At 65.1% G+C, this 18,004-nt stretch carries 16 protein-coding genes and 3 tRNA genes; 7 read left to right on the top strand and 12 right to left on the bottom strand.

Translation table 11 applies throughout. From position 1 onward, the window contains the following. Positions 1-999 carry an NAD(P)H-dependent glycerol-3-phosphate dehydrogenase gene (locus tag ACZ46K_RS15960; protein ID WP_054810376.1) on the bottom strand — a complete coding sequence of 333 codons (999 nt, stop codon included), beginning with the start codon at positions 997-999 and terminating at the stop codon, positions 1-3. Positions 1,000-1,192: 193 nt separating this feature from the next. Here ACZ46K_RS15960 and cofC point away from each other — a divergent pair, with 193 nt between their 5' ends. Genes cofC through ACZ46K_RS15945 form a run of 3 tightly spaced genes read left to right on the top strand, consistent with a single transcriptional unit; the run spans position 1,193 to position 5,082 of the window. Continuing rightward, the gene (cofC, locus tag ACZ46K_RS15955) at positions 1,193-1,864 is read left to right on the top strand and encodes a 2-phospho-L-lactate guanylyltransferase (protein ID WP_054806721.1); all 672 of its coding nucleotides are present in this window, start codon (positions 1,193-1,195) and stop codon (positions 1,862-1,864) included. A gap of 36 nt (positions 1,865-1,900) precedes the next feature. Further along, entirely contained in the window at positions 1,901-4,093 is a 2,193-nt protein-coding gene (locus ACZ46K_RS15950) for an RNA degradosome polyphosphate kinase (RefSeq protein ID WP_464749188.1), read from the top strand. An 11-nt stretch (positions 4,094-4,104) separates the two neighbouring features. Next, complete coding sequence (locus tag ACZ46K_RS15945; protein ID WP_054810377.1) at positions 4,105-5,082, top strand: NUDIX hydrolase; 978 nt, start codon at positions 4,105-4,107, stop codon at positions 5,080-5,082. Between the two features lie 135 nt (positions 5,083-5,217). On the opposite strand, the gene ACZ46K_RS15940 is transcribed toward ACZ46K_RS15945, so the two are convergent. The 3 genes from ACZ46K_RS15940 to leuC form a co-directional block, all read right to left on the bottom strand. Beyond that, positions 5,218-5,946, bottom strand: a complete 729-nt coding sequence (locus tag ACZ46K_RS15940; RefSeq protein WP_464749187.1) for an HU family DNA-binding protein — start codon at positions 5,944-5,946, stop codon at positions 5,218-5,220. 168 nt (positions 5,947-6,114) lie between these two features. Beyond that, positions 6,115-6,711 (bottom strand): 3-isopropylmalate dehydratase small subunit, encoded by a 597-nt coding sequence (leuD, locus tag ACZ46K_RS15935; protein ID WP_054807720.1) that lies wholly within the window; start codon positions 6,709-6,711, stop codon positions 6,115-6,117. A 24-nt stretch (positions 6,712-6,735) separates the two neighbouring features. Continuing rightward, complete coding sequence (leuC, locus tag ACZ46K_RS15930) at positions 6,736-8,154, bottom strand: 3-isopropylmalate dehydratase large subunit (RefSeq protein ID WP_464749186.1); 1,419 nt, start codon at positions 8,152-8,154, stop codon at positions 6,736-6,738. A gap of 130 nt (positions 8,155-8,284) precedes the next feature. Between leuC and ACZ46K_RS15925 the strand changes: the two genes are divergently transcribed. The 3 genes from ACZ46K_RS15925 (at position 8,285) to ACZ46K_RS15915 (ending at position 9,806) form a co-directional block, all read left to right on the top strand. Continuing rightward, complete coding sequence (locus tag ACZ46K_RS15925; RefSeq protein WP_464749185.1) at positions 8,285-8,986, top strand: IclR family transcriptional regulator; 702 nt, start codon at positions 8,285-8,287, stop codon at positions 8,984-8,986. Between the two features lie 74 nt (positions 8,987-9,060). After that, positions 9,061-9,573: a pyridoxamine 5'-phosphate oxidase family protein gene (locus tag ACZ46K_RS15920; RefSeq protein WP_054807986.1), complete on the top strand. Its 513-nt coding sequence runs from the start codon at positions 9,061-9,063 to the stop codon at positions 9,571-9,573. 65 nt (positions 9,574-9,638) lie between these two features. Next, positions 9,639-9,806 carry a DUF5302 domain-containing protein gene (locus ACZ46K_RS15915; RefSeq protein WP_464749184.1) on the top strand — a complete coding sequence of 56 codons (168 nt, stop codon included), beginning with the start codon at positions 9,639-9,641 and terminating at the stop codon, positions 9,804-9,806. A gap of 52 nt (positions 9,807-9,858) precedes the next feature. On the opposite strand, the gene ACZ46K_RS15910 is transcribed toward ACZ46K_RS15915, so the two are convergent. From ACZ46K_RS15910 to ACZ46K_RS15890, 5 genes are all read right to left on the bottom strand, one after another. Continuing rightward, positions 9,859-9,931 (bottom strand) — tRNA-Glu (locus ACZ46K_RS15910). Positions 9,932-10,021: 90 nt separating this feature from the next. Then, positions 10,022-10,097 (bottom strand) — tRNA-Glu (locus ACZ46K_RS15905). Between the two features lie 85 nt (positions 10,098-10,182). Beyond that, positions 10,183-10,254, bottom strand: a tRNA-Gln gene (locus ACZ46K_RS15900). A 231-nt stretch (positions 10,255-10,485) separates the two neighbouring features. Further along, positions 10,486-11,958 (bottom strand): glutamate--tRNA ligase, encoded by a 1,473-nt coding sequence (gltX, locus tag ACZ46K_RS15895; RefSeq protein ID WP_464749183.1) that lies wholly within the window; start codon positions 11,956-11,958, stop codon positions 10,486-10,488. An 83-nt stretch (positions 11,959-12,041) separates the two neighbouring features. Next, the gene (locus tag ACZ46K_RS15890) at positions 12,042-12,818 is read right to left on the bottom strand and encodes a fumarylacetoacetate hydrolase family protein (RefSeq protein ID WP_464749182.1); all 777 of its coding nucleotides are present in this window, start codon (positions 12,816-12,818) and stop codon (positions 12,042-12,044) included. A 111-nt stretch (positions 12,819-12,929) separates the two neighbouring features. On the opposite strand from ACZ46K_RS15890, the gene ACZ46K_RS15885 reads away from it, so the two are divergent. Next, positions 12,930-14,108 (top strand): MFS transporter, encoded by a 1,179-nt coding sequence (locus ACZ46K_RS15885; protein ID WP_464749181.1) that lies wholly within the window; start codon positions 12,930-12,932, stop codon positions 14,106-14,108. Between the two features lie 50 nt (positions 14,109-14,158). Here ACZ46K_RS15885 and ACZ46K_RS15880 read toward each other — a convergent pair whose 3' ends face one another. The 3 genes from ACZ46K_RS15880 to ACZ46K_RS15870 form a co-directional block, all read right to left on the bottom strand. Next, positions 14,159-15,169, bottom strand: coding sequence for a 3-isopropylmalate dehydrogenase (locus ACZ46K_RS15880; protein WP_054807731.1), 1,011 nt, complete (start codon positions 15,167-15,169; stop codon positions 14,159-14,161). Positions 15,170-15,249: 80 nt separating this feature from the next. After that, positions 15,250-16,842 (bottom strand): phosphoglycerate dehydrogenase, encoded by a 1,593-nt coding sequence (gene serA, locus ACZ46K_RS15875; RefSeq protein ID WP_464749180.1) that lies wholly within the window; start codon positions 16,840-16,842, stop codon positions 15,250-15,252. A 146-nt stretch (positions 16,843-16,988) separates the two neighbouring features. Continuing rightward, positions 16,989-17,942 carry a hypothetical protein gene (locus tag ACZ46K_RS15870; RefSeq protein WP_464749179.1) on the bottom strand — a complete coding sequence of 318 codons (954 nt, stop codon included), beginning with the start codon at positions 17,940-17,942 and terminating at the stop codon, positions 16,989-16,991. Between the last annotated feature and the right edge of the window lie 62 nt (positions 17,943-18,004).

Below are 18,004 nucleotides of genomic sequence, written 5' to 3'. Positions count from 1 at the left end.
TCACTCCGGCTTCACACGGCGACCGAGGAGCAGCCCGATCGCATCCTGAACCGACATGCCCTCGTGACAGACGCGATGCACCGCGTCGGTGAGGGGCATCTCGACGTCGTAACTGGCGGCGAGTTCCCGCACCGACGTGCAGGATTTGACTCCTTCGGCCACCTGACCGTGCGTGGCCTCCTGCGCGCTCTCGAGCGTCCCACCTCGGCCGAGGCGCTCGCCGAAGGTCCGATTGCGCGAGAGCGGCGACGTGCAGGTGGCGACGAGATCGCCCACCCCCGCCAGACCTGCCAAGGTTCCAGGCTTGGCTCCGAGCGCGGTTCCCAGCCGGATGATCTCGGCCAGACCGCGGGTGATGATGCTTGCCACGGTGTTGTCGCCCAGCCCCACACCGGCTGCCATGCCGCACGCGAGCGCGATGACGTTCTTGCACGCGCCACCTATCTCACACCCGACGACGTCCGTGTTCGTATAGGGGCGGAAATATCCTGTGGCACAAGATTTCTGAATCTGTATCGCCCGGGTCGAATCGGGGCACGCGATTACCGTGGCGGCGGGTTGCCCCGCAGCGATCTCACGCGCGAGGTTCGGCCCGGACAGTACCGCGATCCGATTCCGGTCTGCTCCCGTGACCTGACCGACCACCTGACTCATCCGCATCAGGGTGCCGCTCTCGATCCCTTTAGCAAGACTGAGCAGAGTCGTATCGGGGGCGATGTCGTCCCGCCACTGCGCGAGATTGACCCGCAGTGTCTGCGACGGGACCGCGAGAACGACGAAATCGGCGCCCTCGAGCGCCACCCGATGATCGGAGGTGGCCGCCAGGGTCGCAGGCAAACCGACGCCGGGAAGATAGTCAGGATTCTCGTGCTGCTCGTGAATGGAGCGCGCCATCTCCTCCCGACGCGCCCAGACGGTCACGTCGGTACCCGCCTCGGCGAGAACCTTGGCGAATGCCGTCCCCCATGAACCCGCCCCCAGAATCGCTGCTTTGGTCACACGGTCCCCTTACTCGTCTCGTCGTGCAGCCGTCTCGCTGCGCCGTCGTCCCACCGCATCCGTCCCACCGCATCACGGCCCCGCCGGATGCATCTCCACCACGGGTGCGTCCAGTATCGCCCAAACCGCTCGAGTGCACCGCGGGACGGGACGCCGGAATGCATCCCGTCGTGCAACTGGCAGAATCCCAGGAATGACCGCTCTGCACGTGCTTGTCCCCGTCAAGGCATTGAGCCTGGCGAAGACACGGCTCGCGCACGTCTTCGACCCGCCTACACGCTCCGACCTGGTCGTCGCGATGCTCATCGACACCCTCGCCGCCGCTCTGGGACTACCGGGTTCGGTCGCCACCGTGGTGACCTCGGATCCTGTCGCGGCCGAAGTCGCGTTCGCACACGGCGCCCGGGTACTGCCCGATCCTGTGCATCGCGGCGAGTCCGATCCCCTGAACGCAGCCCTCGATGTGGCCGCCGTACGCATTCGCGCGCAGTCACCGGGTACCGATCTCGTCGCACTCCAGGCAGATCTTCCGGCGTTGCGTACATCGGAACTCACGGCCGCACTCACCGAAGCACGGCTGTTCGGCCGAGCGATCGTCGCGGATCACACCGGCGACGGAACGGCAGCGCTGTTCCAGTGCACACCGGATCGTTCACTCGAGCCGATGTTCGGCGTCGACTCCGCGCGACGGCACGTCCGATCCGGGGCGACGGCACTGAGGGAACCTCTGGACGGACTGCGCTTGGACGTCGACACCATCGGCGATCTCGAGGCCGCTGTCCGGCTCGGCACGGGCGCCGCCACGAGCCGCGTCCTCGACCGGATCGGGTTCGCACTCCCGGAACGATCATCCGGCGTCCACTGAGTCACGGATCCATGATGTTCCTGCAACAATGAAGTAGTGACCCACGGCGATACCACCGACTCGAACGTCGAATCCGAAGATGCAGTCCCGGCCCGCGCCGTTTCCCGATCAGTGCGAGGCACCGCAACACCCGCAGCACCACCCGCCGCGGCCGAACATCGCGCCCTGGGTGCGGATGGGCTCCCGGCCGACCGATACCTCAACCGCGAACTGAGCTGGCTCGATTTCAATGCGCGCGTACTCGCCCTCGCCGAGGACAAGTCGATCCCGCTTCTCGAACGAGCGAAGTTCCTGGCGATCTTCGCGTCCAATCTCGACGAGTTCTACATGGTTCGTGTCGCCGGCCTCAAACGCCGCGCAGAAACAGGGCTGTCGGTACGGTCTGCCGACGGGCTGTCGCCGAGGGCGCAACTCGCACTGATCGCGTCGAGCACACAGGAACTCGCAGGTCGCCAAGCCCAGGTCTTTCTCGAGACAGTGCTTCCCGCCCTTGCCGCCGAAGGCATCTCGATCATCCGTTGGTCGGATCTGGACGAGCCCCAGAAGATACGGTTGACCCGATATTTCGCCGAGCAGATCTTCCCCGTCCTCACCCCGCTCGCCGTGGACCCCGCCCATCCGTTCCCGTACATCAGCGGGTTGAGCCTGAATCTTGCTGTCACCGTGAAGGACCTGAACTCCGCGGGCGAGCATTTCGCGCGGGTGAAAGTCCCCGACAATGTCGACCGGTATGTCCGAGTCGACCAGGTCGACGGGTCGCACGAGATTCCCCTCTTCCTCCCTCTCGAAGAGCTGATCGCTGCGCACCTCGACGTTCTGTTCCCCGGAATGGAGGTCGTCGAGCATCACGCGTTCCGAGTCACCCGTAATGCGGATTTCGACGTCGAGGAGGACCGCGACGAAGATCTGCTGCAGGCCCTCGAACGCGAACTCGCGCGCCGCCGCTTCGGTTCTCCCGTGCGCCTCGAGGTTTCCGACGACATGACCGAGCACATGCTCGAATTGCTCTTGCGTGAGCTCGATGTCGATCCGTCCGACGTGGTACAGCTGCCGGGTCTGCTCGATCTGTCCAGTCTCTGGCAGGTACACGCCGTGGACCGCCCGGATCTCAAGGATGCTCCGTTCGTGCCCGCGACGCACCCGGCGTTCGGCGAACGCGAGACTCCGAAAAGCGTGTTCTCGACGCTGCGCGAAGGCGACGTGCTTGTTCATCATCCGTACGAGTCGTTCTCGACGAGCGTGCAGCGTTTCATCGAGCAGGCGGCCGCCGACAGCCAGGTGCTGGCAATCAAGCAAACGCTGTATCGCACGTCGGGCGACTCCCCTATCGTCAATGCGCTCATCGCCGCCGCAGAGGCCGGCAAGCAGGTCGTCGCACTCGTCGAGATCAAGGCGCGGTTCGACGAACAGGCGAACATCCAGTGGGCCCGCAAGCTCGAACAGGCCGGCGTCCACGTCGTGTACGGACTGGTGGGTCTCAAGACCCACTGCAAAACCTCGCTCGTGGTCCGTCGTGAGGGGTCGACGATCCGGCGCTACTGCCACATCGGCACCGGCAACTACAATCCGAAGACTGCTCGGCTGTACGAGGACGTGGGTCTGCTCACCTGCTCACCCGAAATCGGCTCCGACCTGACCGATCTGTTCAACACCCTCACCGGTTACTCCAGAAAGGCGCAGTACCGCAATCTTCTCGTGGCTCCGCACGGAGTACGCAAGGGCATCATCGAACGCATCGAACGCGAGATCGAACATCATGCGATGGGCAAGCCCACCGGGATTCGTCTCAAAGCCAACGCGCTCGTCGACGAACAGGTCATCGACGCGTTGTACCGCGCTTCCCGCGCCGGTGTCTCCGTGGAGATCGTCGTTCGCGGAATCTGTGCGATCAAGCCGGGTGTGCCGGGGCTGAGCGAGAACATCACCGTACGATCGATTCTGGGACGATTCCTCGAACACTCCCGCATCCTCCATTTCCGTGGCAGCAACGAGTTCTGGATCGGTAGCGCCGACATGATGCATCGCAATCTCGACCGGCGCGTCGAGGTGATGGTCCAAGTGAAGGATCCTCAACTGTGCCTGCAGTTGGGCCAGATCTTCGACTCCGCGCTGGATCCCGCAACTCGATGCTGGACCCTGGAATCCGATGGCGCCTGGTCTGCGAGCCCCGCGCCGGGGACTGTCGCACGAGATCATCAGGTCGAGCTCATGCGGATTCGCACTTCGTGACTGGAGGACAGGTGAGCACATCGGACGAATCGTCGGCCACGGACATCTTCGCGGCGGGGACGGTGCTCTGGAGGCCGAGCGACGGAGGCCTCGAACTGGCACTGATTCACCGGCCGAGATACGACGATTGGACTTTCCCGAAGGGCAAACTCGATCCCGGGGAGACGGCGATCGTTGCGGCGCTCCGGGAAACCGAGGAGGAGACCGGATTCCGGGCTGTGCTCGGGCGTAGCCTCGGAAGGGTGGCATACCCCATACCGGGTGCCGGGGCGAGCGAAGCGACGGGGGATGCCGGGGCGAGCGAAGCGACGGGGGGTATCACTGCCCCGCGCAAGCAGGTCGATTACTGGGCGGCGCGGTGCGAGTCCGGCGGATTCGTCGCGAACGACGAAGTGGACGTCCTCCGATGGGTTTCGCCCGACACTGCCTTCGACGAGCTGTCGTATTCGATGGACCACACGGTGTTGCGCCGATTCCTGGAATTTCCTTCCGATACCCGGACAGTGCTCGTGGTGCGCCACGCGAAGGCGGGCAGTCGTAAGAACTACGACGGTGACGACCGGGAGCGCCCACTCGAGGAGAAGGGGCTCAGGCAGGCATCGGCGCTGGTGCCCCAGCTGTCTGCGTTCGGCGCAGATACTCTTTTCTCGGCCGACCGTGTGCGGTGCATCGAGACCGTTCAGCCGCTCGCTGATTCCCTCGACGTCGACATCGCTCTGGAACCATCACTGGCGGAAGAGGAGTACACAGCCGACCCCGCTCTCGCCCATAAGCGGATCGCGGATGTCATCGAGAGCGGGAAGGTTCCTGTCCTGTGCAGCCAGGGCGGTGTGATTCCGAATCTATTGCAGTGGTGGTCGGAACAGTCGGGTTTCGACCTTCCCGAAGGTAGCACTCGCAAGGCGAGCACGTGGGTCCTGTCGTTCCTCCGCGGGCGGCTCGTGGCGGCCGAATACCTCGACACTCCACTCGCATCCGACCACACCTGAGCACTACCAGGTTTCGGGCATTGCAAGGTCGGTTCTTCTCCGCCTCCAGACAATGCTTCGGCGGCTACCGGAATTTCCGGTAGCCGCCGAAGCGCCCAGCCCGTGTGCACGGGCCGTTTCAGATGTCGAACAGACCTACTTCTTGGCGGCGGTCTTGCGAGCCGTGGTCTTCTTGGCCGGGGCCTTCTTGGCCGCGGTGGTCTTCTTGGCTGCCGCCGTGGTCTTGGCCGGAGCCTTCTTGGTCGCGGTGGTCTTCTTCGCTGCCGCGGTGGTCTTCTTGGCTGCCGCCGTGGTCTTGGCCGGAGCCTTCTTGGCCGCGGTGGTCTTCTTCGCTGCCGCGGTGGTCTTCTTGGCTGCCGCCGTGGTCTTGGCCGGAGCCTTCTTGGCCGCGGTGGTCTTCTTCGCTGCCGCCGTGGTCTTGGCCGCGGTGGTCTTCTTGGCCGCCACAGTCTTGGCCGCGGTGGTCTTCTTCGCTGCCGTGGTCTTCTTGGCTGCAGTCTTCTTCGCAGCCTTCTTGGCAGCAGCAGACTTCTTCACTGCCGCAGCCGCACCGCGCTTGACGGCCGGGCCGCTTGCGGGAAGCTTCTGCGTGCCGGCGATGACCGCCTTGAACTGTGCACCCGGGCGGAACGCCGGAACCGACGTCGGCTTGACCTTGACGGTCTCACCCGTCCGGGGGTTGCGAGCAACACGAGCCGCGCGGCGACGCTGCTCGAACACACCGAAACCGGTGATGGTGACACTGTTGCCGGCGTGCACAGCGCGAACGATCGCGTCGACGATGTGCTCGACAGCGTCCGTCGCGGTGCGCCTGTCCGAACCGAGCTTCTCGGTCAGAACGTCGATCAATTCTGCCTTGTTCATTGATTTCCTCCGCATTTCACGGTCCACCGTCAGACCGACTCGAGTCCACGGTAGCCCCGCAAACGGTCAAGAGTCTATGTGCCACGCCAATTCTCATGCAAATACACGGCGGGTCCGAGCCGAATTTCGCTTCGGTTCGGACCCGCAGAGCGGTGTCGGAGGTCTCTGTCAGGCCGTCGGTACGGTGCGCGGTCTCCAAGAAGGCCTTGCCTTCTCGTACTCGGAAATGGCCTCTACCTGGCGTAATGTCAGCCCGATGTCGTCGAGACCCTCCATCAGACGCCACCGCGTGTAGTCGTCAATGGTGAACGGCACCACGGTTGTTCCGGCGGTCACAGTCCGGCTTTCCAAACTCACTTCGAGTTCGAGGCCGGGCTGCTGTTCGATGAGTTTCCAGAGCAATTCGACGTCGTCCTGGCCCACCTGAGCGGCGAGCACTCCGGCCTTTCCTGCGTTGCCGCGGAAGATATCGGCGAACCGAGGCGAGATCACAACCCGGAACCCGTAATCGGACAGGGCCCATACGGCATGCTCTCGAGAAGAGCCTGTTCCGAAATCAGGGCCTGCGACGAGAACGCTGCCGCGGTCGAACGGTGGTGTGTTGAGGATGAAGGCAGGATCGGTGCGCCATCCGGCGAACAGTCCGTCTTCGAATCCTGTGCGGGTGACCCGCTTCAGGTACACCGCGGGAATGATCTGATCGGTATCGACGTTGGACCGGCGCAACGGAACGCCGATGCCCTTGTGAGTAGTGAAGGCTTCCATCGAATTCTCTCCTCGTCCCGTGCTCTAGTCCAGATCCGCCGGGGCGGACAGTGTGCCGCGGACGGCTGTGGCGGCAGCCACATCCGGGGACACAAGGTGTGTTCGCCCACCCTTGCCCTGGCGGCCTTCGAAATTGCGATTCGACGTCGATGCGGAACGCTCCCCCGGCGCAAGCTGATCGGGGTTCATTCCCAGGCACATCGAGCAGCCTGCCTGACGCCATTCCGCGCCTGCCGCAACGAAGATCTCCCCGAGGCCTTCGGACTCGGCCTGAGCACGAACACGCATCGATCCGGGAACGACGAGCATCCGAACACCCTCAGCCACCTTGCGGCCCTTGAGAATGTCGGCAACCGCCCGCATGTCCTCGATGCGGCCGTTGGTGCACGATCCGACGAAGACGGTGTCGATCTTGATCTCGCGCAAGGGCATACCCGGCTCGAGGTCCATGTAGCGCACTGCCTTCTCTGCGGCAAGGCGCTCCGTCTCGTCGGCGATCTCCTCCGGTACCGGCACAGACCCGCCGAGCGGAAGCCCCTGCCCCGGATTGGTTCCCCACGTGACGAACGGGGTCAGCACGCCGGCGTCGATGTGTACCTCGGCGTCGAAAACTGCATCCTCGTCGGTCTTCAGCTGCTCCCACGCCGCCACAGCCGTGTCCCAGTCAGAACCCTGCGGTGCGTGCGGGCGTCCCTTCAAGAACTCGTAGGTGATCTCGTCGGGTGCGATCATGCCCGCTCGCGCGCCCGCCTCGATCGACATGTTGCAGATCGTCATCCGAGATTCCATCGAGAGCTTGCGGATCGCCTCGCCGCGGTATTCGAGCACGTAGCCCTGGCCGCCACCGGTACCGATCTGCGCGATGATCGCGAGAATCAGATCCTTGCTCGTGACTCCCGGAGGCAGTTCGCCATCGACGTTGATTGCCATCGTCTTGAACGGACGCAGCGACAATGTCTGGGTCGCAAGGACGTGCTCGACCTCGCTGGTGCCGATACCCATTGCGATCGAGCCGAACGCACCGTGAGTGGCGGTGTGGCTGTCGCCGCACACCACCGTCATGCCGGGCTGGGTCAGTCCGAGCTGAGGCCCGACCACGTGCACGATGCCCTGCTCGAGGTCGCCCATCGGATGCAACCGCACGCCGAATTCTTCACAGTTCCGACGCAGCGTCTCGACCTGCGTGCGCGACACAGGATCAGCGATCGGCTTGTCTATGTCGACCGTCGGAACGTTGTGATCCTCGGTCGCAATCGTCAGATCGAGGCGACGCACGCCTCGTCCGGCCAGCCGCAGACCGTCGAACGCCTGCGGGCTGGTGACCTCGTGTACGAGATGCAGGTCGATGTAGATCAGGTCCGGCCGACGCGCCGAGCCCTCCCCTTCACCGCGCACGACCACGTGCTGGTCCCACACCTTCTCTGCCAGAGTCTTTCCAGCCATTCTCTCCACCTGTCGTACGTGCCGTACGCGAACCCGGATCTCGGGGGCTGTCCGAGTCGCGTCTGGTGCCGTCTCCGTCCTGAATCGGATGCGCTATGCTTCCCACTATGCGAGACGGAGGTATCGACCTATGAGACAGCATAGCGGGATCGGCGTGTTGGACAAAGCGATGACGGTCCTCCACACGGTGGCAGAGCAACCATGCAACCTCAACGAGTTGTGTGCGCGCACCGGCCTACCGCGTGCAACAGCACACCGCCTCGCGGTCGGACTCGAGGTCCATCGCCTTCTCATGCGCGACGGCGACGGTCAATGGCGACCGGGCCCCGGTCTCGCCGAACTGTCTGCAGGCGCGGGCGATACGCTCGTGGAGGCCGCGTCCCTCGTCCTCCCCCGGCTTCGCGAAATCACCGGCGAGAGCGTGCAGCTGTATCGCAGAGACGGCACCCAACGCGTCTGCATCGCCGCGCTCGAACCTCCCACCGGCCTGCGCGACAGCGTTCTCGTGGGCGCTCGCCTGCCCATGACGGCCGGATCCGGCGCCAAAGTTCTGCTCGCGTGGGCCGATACGGCCACCCAGCGCACCCTCCTTCCCGAGGCCGCGTTCGGGGAACGCGTGCTCTCCGAGGTCCGCCGACGCGGATGGGCGCAGAGCGCAGCCGAACGCGAACCCGGTGTCGCCTCCGTGGCTGCACCCGTCCGCGACGGCAATGGCGCGGTGGTGGCGGCGATCTCGGTCTCCGGCCCGATCGACCGAATGGGCCGCCGACCGGGTGCCCGCTGGGCCGCCGACCTACTCGCAGCCGCAGACGCACTGCACAAGCGTTTGTAATCCGCAGGCTTCGCCCTACCGGAGACAAGTAGAATTGGTGGCACACCCCGACGGGGTGTGCCACAGTTCTGCGCATGGGAACGAACCGCCGCGCAGAGATCGCGATGACAGAGCCGGAGATCAGCGACTTCCTCCACCAGAACCGCGTTGCCACACTGGCGTCGCTGGGATCTCAGGGCACACCGCACCTGGTGGCCATGTGGTATGCCGTGCAGGGCGGCGAGATCTGGTTCGAGACGAAAGCGAAATCGCAGAAGGTCGTGAATCTTCGCCGCGACGATCGCATCACGGCACTCGTCGAATCCGGCGACACCTACGACCAATTGCGCGGCGTCTCGATCGAAGGTCGCGCCGAGATCGTCGAAGACCACGACATCCTGTTCGACGTCTGCCGAGACGTCTGGGAGCGATACACCGGCCCGTACACGGACGATATGCGCCCCGCCGTGGAACAGATGATGCACAAGAGGGTAGCGGTACGTGTGGTGCCGCAACGCATTCGGTCCTGGGACCACCGCAAGCTCCGTATGCCCGCCGTCCCGCTCGGTGGCACGACCGCCGCGTATCTTCCTCACATCGGTCGTTGACGGCGAAATTCACGCGACAAGCCGGTCCTGACGCGCTACATTCGCCATCAGGAGGGAGGTAGGACATGGCCGACCCAGCAAAAGAACGCATCAAAGCAGAGTTCCTCGCAGCACTCGAACGCAAGAAGCAGGGCAAGGGCGGCGGCACCGCACACCTCGACGCGACGTCGAAAGCCCACGGTCCGCACGCCAACGCAGACCACCACCGCCAATTCCGGCGCAAGAGTGGCTGAACAACGAAAACAAGGAAGACCCTCCGGATTTCCGGAGGGTCTTCCTCAGTTGTAGCCCCGATGGGATTCGAACCCACGCTACCGCCGTGAGAGGGCGGCGTCCTAGGCCGCTAGACGACGGGGCCAGGAACTTACCCGGATTCGATCCGCCCGTTTCCGGTGATCGAACCCTACAGAAGAAGAATCCCTCCGACCCGGAGGTCGGAGGAGATCCATGGTAGCCCCGATGGGATTCGAACCCACGCTACCGCCGTGAGAGGGCGGCGTCCTAGGCCGCTAGACGACGGGGCCAGGATCTTCTTCTGTGTACGCTTCCCGGAGGAAGCTCAGCCAGCGTAAACCGACCGAGATACGATAGCAAATCACCGTATCGCAGCTGGGGTACCAGGACTCGAACCTAGAATGGCTGAACCAGAATCAGCTGTGTTGCCAATTACACCATACCCCAATGGTTTGTTCCTTCGGCCCGCACTGTTCGTGCTACGGCCTCCGTTCCGAACCGAGAAGAAGATTAACACCAAGGGGGTGCAGAACTACAAATCGCCTGGTCAGAGCGCATAACTTCACGCAGTCCACGGTCCGGACGAAACACTCCGGGACGGAAACAGAAGGAGGCACCCGCCGTGATGGCCGGTGCCCCCTCATGCTGGTCCGATCATGCCGGCCCGAGCGGACTCGCTCAGGCGATGGTGGCGCGGGCGGCCCGCAGCCGCGCGAGCGACCGCTCGCGACCGAGCAGTTCCATCGACTCGTAGAGCGGCGGGCTCACATGCGAGCCCGTCACGGCGACGCGGACGGGCGCGAATGCCTTCCTGGGCTTGAGGCCGAGATCGTCGATCAGCTTCGCTTTGAGCGCACCTTCGAGCGCCGGAGTGGTCCACGCGTCGAGGCCCTCGACGGCCACAATCGTCGCGTCGAGCACCGCCGCGGCATCCTCCTTGAGGTTCTTCGCGGCGGACGCCTCGTCGAGTTCGAAGTCCGCCTCGTCGACGAAGAGGAACTTCAGCAGACCCCATGCGTCACTGAGGACGACGATGCGGGTTTGGACGAGGTCGGCTGCCACAGCGAAAAGCTGATCATCCACGTCCGGGGTGATGTGGCCGTGTTCGACAAGGAAGGCCTTCAGGCGCGCCGCGAAGTCTGCGGGTTCGAGCAACCGGATGTGCTCGGCATTGATCGCGTCGGCCTTCTTCTGGTCGAAGCGGGCCGGGTTCGAGTTGACCTTGGAGATGTCGAATGCTGCAACCATCTCGTCGAGGGAGAACACGTCACGGTCGTCGGCGAGCCCCCAGCCGAGGAGCGCGAGATAGTTGAGCAGGCCCTCCGGAATGAATCCGCGATCCCGATGAAGGAAGAGGTTCGACTCCGGGTCGCGCTTGGACAGCTTCTTGTTGCCCTGACCCATCACGAACGGCAGGTGCCCGAACTCTGGAGTGAAGTCGGCCACGCCGATACGCTGCAGTGCGGCATACAACGCGAGCTGACGGGGCGTCGACGAGAGCAGATCCTCACCGCGCAGCACATGAGTGATCTTCATCAGGGCGTCGTCGACGGGGTTGACGAGCGTGTACAGCGGGATGCCGTTGCCGCGCGTGAGCGCGAAGTCGGGCACGGTGCCCGCCTTGAACGTCGTCTCACCGCGCACGAGGTCGTTCCATCGCAGATCATCGGCCGGCATCCGGAGCCGCACGACCGGTTTGCGCCCCTCGTCGAGGTAGGCCTGCCGCTGCTCCGAGGTGAGGTCGCGGTCGAAATTGTCGTACCCCAGCTTGGGGTCGCGACCAGCCGCCTTGTGCCGTGCCTCGACCTCCTCCGGCGTCGAGAACGACTCGTACGCCTCACCGGCTTCGAGGAGCTTCGCTACGACGTCGAGGTGCAGATCCCGTCGCTGCGACTGCCGATAGGGCTCGTAGGGGCCACCCACCTCGGGCCCCTCGTCCCATTCGAGACCGAGCCAGCGCAACGCGTCGAGGATCGCCTGGTACGACTCCTCGCTGTCCCGGGCGGCGTCGGTGTCTTCGATACGAAAGACGAACGTGCCGCCGTGGTGCCGGGCGAATGCCCAGTTGAACAGGGCGGTACGCACGAGGCCGACATGCGGGGTGCCGGTCGGGGACGGACAGAAACGGACGCGAACTTCGCTGGTGGTCATCGGCTCACTCGGGTCGAGGGACGGAAATCAAGACCCTCTCAGGTTAGTCCCCGACCGCGCCACAGGAACGGCGGACCGACAGCTCAGGCGCCCTTCGCGATGACGGGGTTGGTGAGCGTGCCGATCTTCTCGACCGTCACCGAGACGGTGTCGCCGGCTTCGATCGGCCCGACTCCTTCCGGCGTGCCCGTGAGGATGACGTCGCCCGGCAGCAAGGTCATGACCGCCGATACCCATTCCACGAGTGCCGGAATATCGTGCACCATCATCGAAGTCCGGCTGCGTTGACGGGGCTGCCCGTTGACCTCGGCGGAGATTTCGAGGTCGGAGGCATCGAGATCGGTTTCGATCCAGGGGCCGAGGGGACAGAACGTGTCGTGCCCCTTGGCACGTGCCCATTGGCCGTCCTTCGCCTGATGGTCGCGGGCGGACACGTCGTTGGCGACCGTGTACCCGAGGATCGCTTCGCGGGCCTTCGCCGCGGTGACGTCCTTGCACGGTCGTCCGATGACCACCGCAAGCTCGGCCTCGTGATGTACCAGCGAGGTGTTCCGCGGAATCACGATGGGCGCACCGGGGCCGATGATGGATGTATTGGGCTTGAGGAAGATTACGGGCTCGTCAGGCACCTCGTTGCCCGATTCCGCCGCGTGGGCCGCGTAATTGCGCCCGACGGCGATCACCTTGCTCGCGAGGATCGGTGCGAGCAGCCGCACATCCGCGAGCGGCCAACTCCGGCCGGTGAAGGTGGGGGTACCGAACGGATGCTCGGCGATCTCTTTCGCGATCGCGGAGTCCCCCTCCCCTTCGATACTGACGAAAGCGACACCGTCCGGACTAGCGATTCGACCAAGGCGCATGCGGGGAGTCTATCTGTGGCCGTGCACTCCGATCGATCTGCCGGTCGCCGGGGTATAGAGTTCCCGTAGAATTTCATTCTACGGGATATATTTCTCAGATAGTGAGACGTCATGGTGGACACCCTCACCCTCGGGAACCGACGGTGGCTGATCCTGGCGCTGGGCGTCTTCGCCCAGACTGCGCAGGCGACGGTCGTCAACGGTGCCGCATTTCTCATCCCGACCTGGCACGACGAGACCGGATTCACCCTCGCGCAGGCGGGAACCCTCGCCGCCGCACCGCTGTTCGGCGGCATGTTCACGCTCGTCGCATGGGGAGCCCTCGCCGATCGTTTCGGCGAACGGCTCGCATTGTCTGCCGGCATGGCCATCGCCGCGGCCGCAGTCACCGCTGCGATGTTCACCACGTCTTCCGCCGTCCTGGGGGTGCTGCTCGCGTGCGGCGGTGCGGGAGCGGTGAGTGCCAATGCCGCCAGCGGGCGCGTGGTCGTCGGCTGGTTTCCGATGCATCAGCGCGGGCTCGCGATGGGCATCCGTCAGATGTCTGTGCCGCTCGGCGTGGCAGCGTCCGCACTCGTCATTCCACACCTGGCACGCGATCACGGGATCGCTTGGGCACTGGCGTTTCCCGCGATCGTGTGCGGCGTCGCTGCGGTGGCCTGCGCGATCGGGATCATCGACCCGCCGCGTCCCGACCGGGCCGAGGCCGCGCGCACCGGAGCGCTGGCGAACCCGTACCGAACCAGCGCTGCGCTCACCCGTATCCACGTCGCGTCGATCCTGCTGGTGATTCCTCAATACCTCGTGTGGACATACGCATTGGTCTGGTTGATCGTCGACCGTGGCTGGGACGAGACCGGCGCCGGCCTGGTGATCACCGCGGCACAGATTCTCGGCGCGCTGGGCCGCGTCGCCGCGGGAGCATGGTCGGATCGTGTCGGTAGCCGACTGGGCCCGCTGCGGATCGTGTCGGCGATCACCGCGGTCTCGATGGTCGTACTCGCGGCGACCTCGCTCTTGGACTCCCCCACCGCCGTTGCCGTGCTACTCGTCGCATCGGTCGCCTCGTCGAGCCCCAACGGCCTCGCGTTCACCGCAGTCGCCGAGATCGCCGGACCCTATTGGGGTGGGCGGGCACTCGGCATTCAGAACACCGGTCAGTTCGTCTTCGCGGCGGCCGTGGGCCCTGTGTTCGGTGCTCTCATCGCCGCGGTCGGATTTCCCGCAGCGTTCGCACTCTCGGCGATCGCCCCTGCAGCGGCCGTACCGATGGTGCCGAAGCACAACTGACGTCGTGCGTGGTTCCGGTAGCACGTGCTACCGGAACCACGCACTGCCGATCAGAGTGCGGCGGTGATGCGGTCGCCGATCTCGGTGGTCACGATCGGCGACTCGCCGCGCGAAGCGAGATCCTCCTCGACAGCGGTCTCGACACGCGCTGCGTCCTCGTCGCGACCCAGGTGGCGCAGCAACAACGCGGTGGACAGGATCGCGGCCGTCGGGTCGGCGATACCCTTGCCTGCGATGTCCGGTGCGGAACCGTGGACAGGTTCGAACATCGACGGATTCGTTCCCGAGGCATCGATGTTGCCACTCGCGGCCATGCCGATACCGCCGGTGACTGCACCTGCCAGGTCGGTGATGATGTCGCCGAACAGGTTGTCGGTGACGATCACATCGAAACGCGCCGGGTCGTCGACCATGTAGATGGTCGCGGCGTCGATGTGGCAGTACGCGGTCTCGACCTCCGGGAAATCCTTGCCGACGGTCTCGACAGCGCGGGTCCAGATCGCGCCGGCGTTGGACAGCACGTTGGTCTTGTGGATGAGCGTGAGGTGCTTGCGACGGGTCTGCGCGAGCTCGAAGGCGTAACGCACGACACGCTCGGCGCCGAACCAGGTGTTGACCGACACCTCGGTCGCGATCTCGTGCGGCGTGCCGACACGGATTGCGCCACCGTTCCCGGTGTACGGGCCTTCGGTGCCCTCGCGCACCACGACGAAGTCGATGTCGGGGTTCGCAGCGAGCGGCGACTTCGATCCCGGGTACAGCCGCGACGGACGCAGGTTGACGTGGTGATCGAGAGCGAAACGCATGTTCAGCAGGAGGCCACGCTCGAGAATGCCGGGAGTGACCGCGGGGTCGCCGATCGCGCCGAGGAGGATCGCGTCGTGCTCACGGATTGCCGCAAGATCGGCCTCGGGCAGAAGTTCGCCGGTCGCGTTGTACCGGCGCGCGCCGAGATCGTATTCCGTCGTCTCGAGATCCGGAACGAGCTTGTTCAGGACCTTCAGCGCCTCGGCCGTGACCTCGACACCGATACCGTCACCGGGGATGACCGCAAGTTTCATTTTCTGTGCTCTCTTCCTGTGCGACAGTGGCCACGACCGTGCCAGACGGTCGCGGCCACCGAACGGTGCAAAAGCGATGATCAGGACAGGTCGACCTGCGCGACACGCGCATCGAGCTGCTCGACGATCTGGGCGACCTCGGCGTCGGCGACGACACGGTCGACACGCAGGATCACCGTCGCGCCGGGCCCTTCGGCATCCTGGCTGAGCGCTGCGGCCTGAATGTCGATGCCGGCGTTGCCGAGGACGGTACCCAGAGTGCCGAGAACGCCGGGACGATCCTGGTAGTGCACGATGAAGTTGTGACCTTCGGCACGCAGATCGAAGCTGCGGCCGTTGATATTGACGATCTTCTCGACCTGCTGCAGGCCGGTGAGCGCGCCTGCCACGGTGGTGACGCCACCGTCGGCTGCCACGGCGCGCACCTCGACGGAGCTGCGGTGGGTCTGAGCCTCGCTGACGCTCTCGACCTCGACGCTCACGCCACGCTGCTCGGCGAGCTGCGGAGCGTTGACAAAGGTGACGGGCTCGTCGCTGCTGGCGGAGAACAGGCCGCGGAGCGCAGCCAGACCGAGGATCTCGGTGTTCTCGACGGACAACTCACCACTCGCGACGACCTGCACGTTCTGCACGGCCTCGGGCGAGAGGGTGCCGGCGAGAAGGCCGAGCTTGCGCACGAGTTCGAGCCACGGTGCGACCTCTTCTCCGACCGGGCCACCGGAGACGTTGACAGCGTCGGGGACGAACTCGCCGGCAAGGGCAAGGAGCACACTCTTGGCGACATCGGTGCCGGCGCGGTCCTGCGCCTCGGCGGTCGAGGCACCCAGGTGCGGGGTGACGACGACGTTGTCGAGGTCGAACAGCTTCGAATCGGTGCAGGGCTCGGTGTTGAACACGTCGAGTCCGGCAGCACGGACCTTGCCGGAGGTCAGCGCGTCGTACAGCGCGTCCTCGTCGATGAGACCACCGCGGGCGGCGTTGACGATGATCACGCCGTCCTTGGCCGTGGCCAGACGCTCGGCGTTGATCAGACCTGCGGTCTCCTTCGTCTTCGGGAGGTGCACCGAGATGAAGTCGGCGCGCGAGACGAGCTCGTCGATGTCGACCAGTTCGATGCCCAGCTGCGCGGCGCGCGCGGCGGGCAGGTAGGGGTCGTACGCGATGACGTGAGTCTCGAACGCGGCGAGCCGCTGGGCGAACAGCTGGCCGATCCGGCCGAGACCGACGACACCGACCGTCTTGCCGAGGATTTCGGTGCCGTTGAAGCTCGAGCGCTTCCAGGTGCGCTCACGCAGCGTGCGGTCGGCGGCGGGCACCTGGCGCGCAGCCGACATCAGCAGCGCGACGGCGTGCTCCGCGGCCGAGTGGATGTTCGAGGTGGGAGCGTTGACGACCATCACGCCACGCTCGGTGGCGGCGGCGATGTCGACGTTGTCGAGGCCCACACCCGCGCGGCCGACGATCTTCAGCTTGGGAGCCGCGGCGAGGACCTCGGCGTCGACGGTCGTGGCCGACCGCACCAGCAATGCGTCCGCGTCGGGCACAGCGGCCAACAGCGCCGGGCGGTCCGGGCCGTCCACCCAGCGCACCTCGACTCCGTCACCGAGGGCATCGACGGTCGATTGCGCAAGCTTGTCGGCGATCAGGACTACTGGACGGCCATTCTGGCTCACGTGCAAACTCCCTGTGTCGTGGATGTGGTGAGTAGTCGACGGCGCGGGCACCTGACGGTAGGCGTATCGAAGCCGTGACCGCCCATAGTTTAGTGCCCCGACGGTCTCCGCGGGCCCACGGGGATGCGGCCACTACTCGCTGGTACTCACTGGAACGACACGAACACCGGTTTCGGCTCGATGGCCATGGTCTGATCCGGCGTGAACGTGGGCAGATCCTCGTCGTAGAAGTTCTTCCATGCCATGTGGATCTGCGGCGGGAGACCGCTCTGCAACGCACCCCACGTGTCGAACTTCTGAGCCGGTGAGCCGTGTCCGTCCGCGTGCAGGACCACCGCGACTTCCGGCCTCCCGGCATCGACGAACTCACGTCCGGTGATCATCGAACTGCGGAACTGATGGAGAACGAGCATCTTCTGTGGCAGATCATGCCGCTGCACGAGGTCGGTGAGGTAGGCCACCACTTCGTTGATCTCGGCCGAATCGACGGAGCCGATATGCACCATGTGCTGCTGCCCCGGTGCCAGCCGCCACTCCGGGTCGAGTGCGAGACCGACGTTCGGTCGCGCGAGGAACTCCTCGTATATCAGGGCCTGCTCGAGGAAGTGCGTGTGACCGGGCTGAAGATCCAGGACGACGTAGACACCGGCCGCCTCCGCTTCGTCGATCACAGGCCGCAACTGATCAGGTGGTGTGATGCGCGAAAAGCGCCCGTCGGTACCGGGATCGGAGGATGCGACGGTCGCGATGATCTCGAATGCGGGCAGCACCGGCTCCGCCGAGAACTGCTGATACTGGGCCGCGAGGTCGCGCACGCGCGTGATCGCACCGGCGGTGTCCTGTTCTCCGAAGGCCCCGAGCGCGGGTCCGCCGGGGTGTCCGTACAGCGCCACGAACCTCCTGTCGGGAAACAGGTTTCGCCCACCACCGAACAGCTCCGAGCGAGCCGGGGGAAGAACATCCCCCATCGTGGGGACCTCGACGCCGGGGATCACGATGCCCGGCAATGCCGGTTGGGCGCCCGCAGAAGCCGTGGCGCCGCCGACACACAGTGCCGTCAGGATCACCGCTCCTGCCACTGTTCTCAGACTCCGTCCCATGTCGAAACCGTACGAGAATCAGCCGGCCGAACCCAGGTGCCACACCAGGCACACTGGTCACA

This window comes from Rhodococcus sp. JCM 9793, from assembly GCF_055380405.1.
This window is presented reverse-complemented; position numbering and strand designations above follow the sequence as displayed.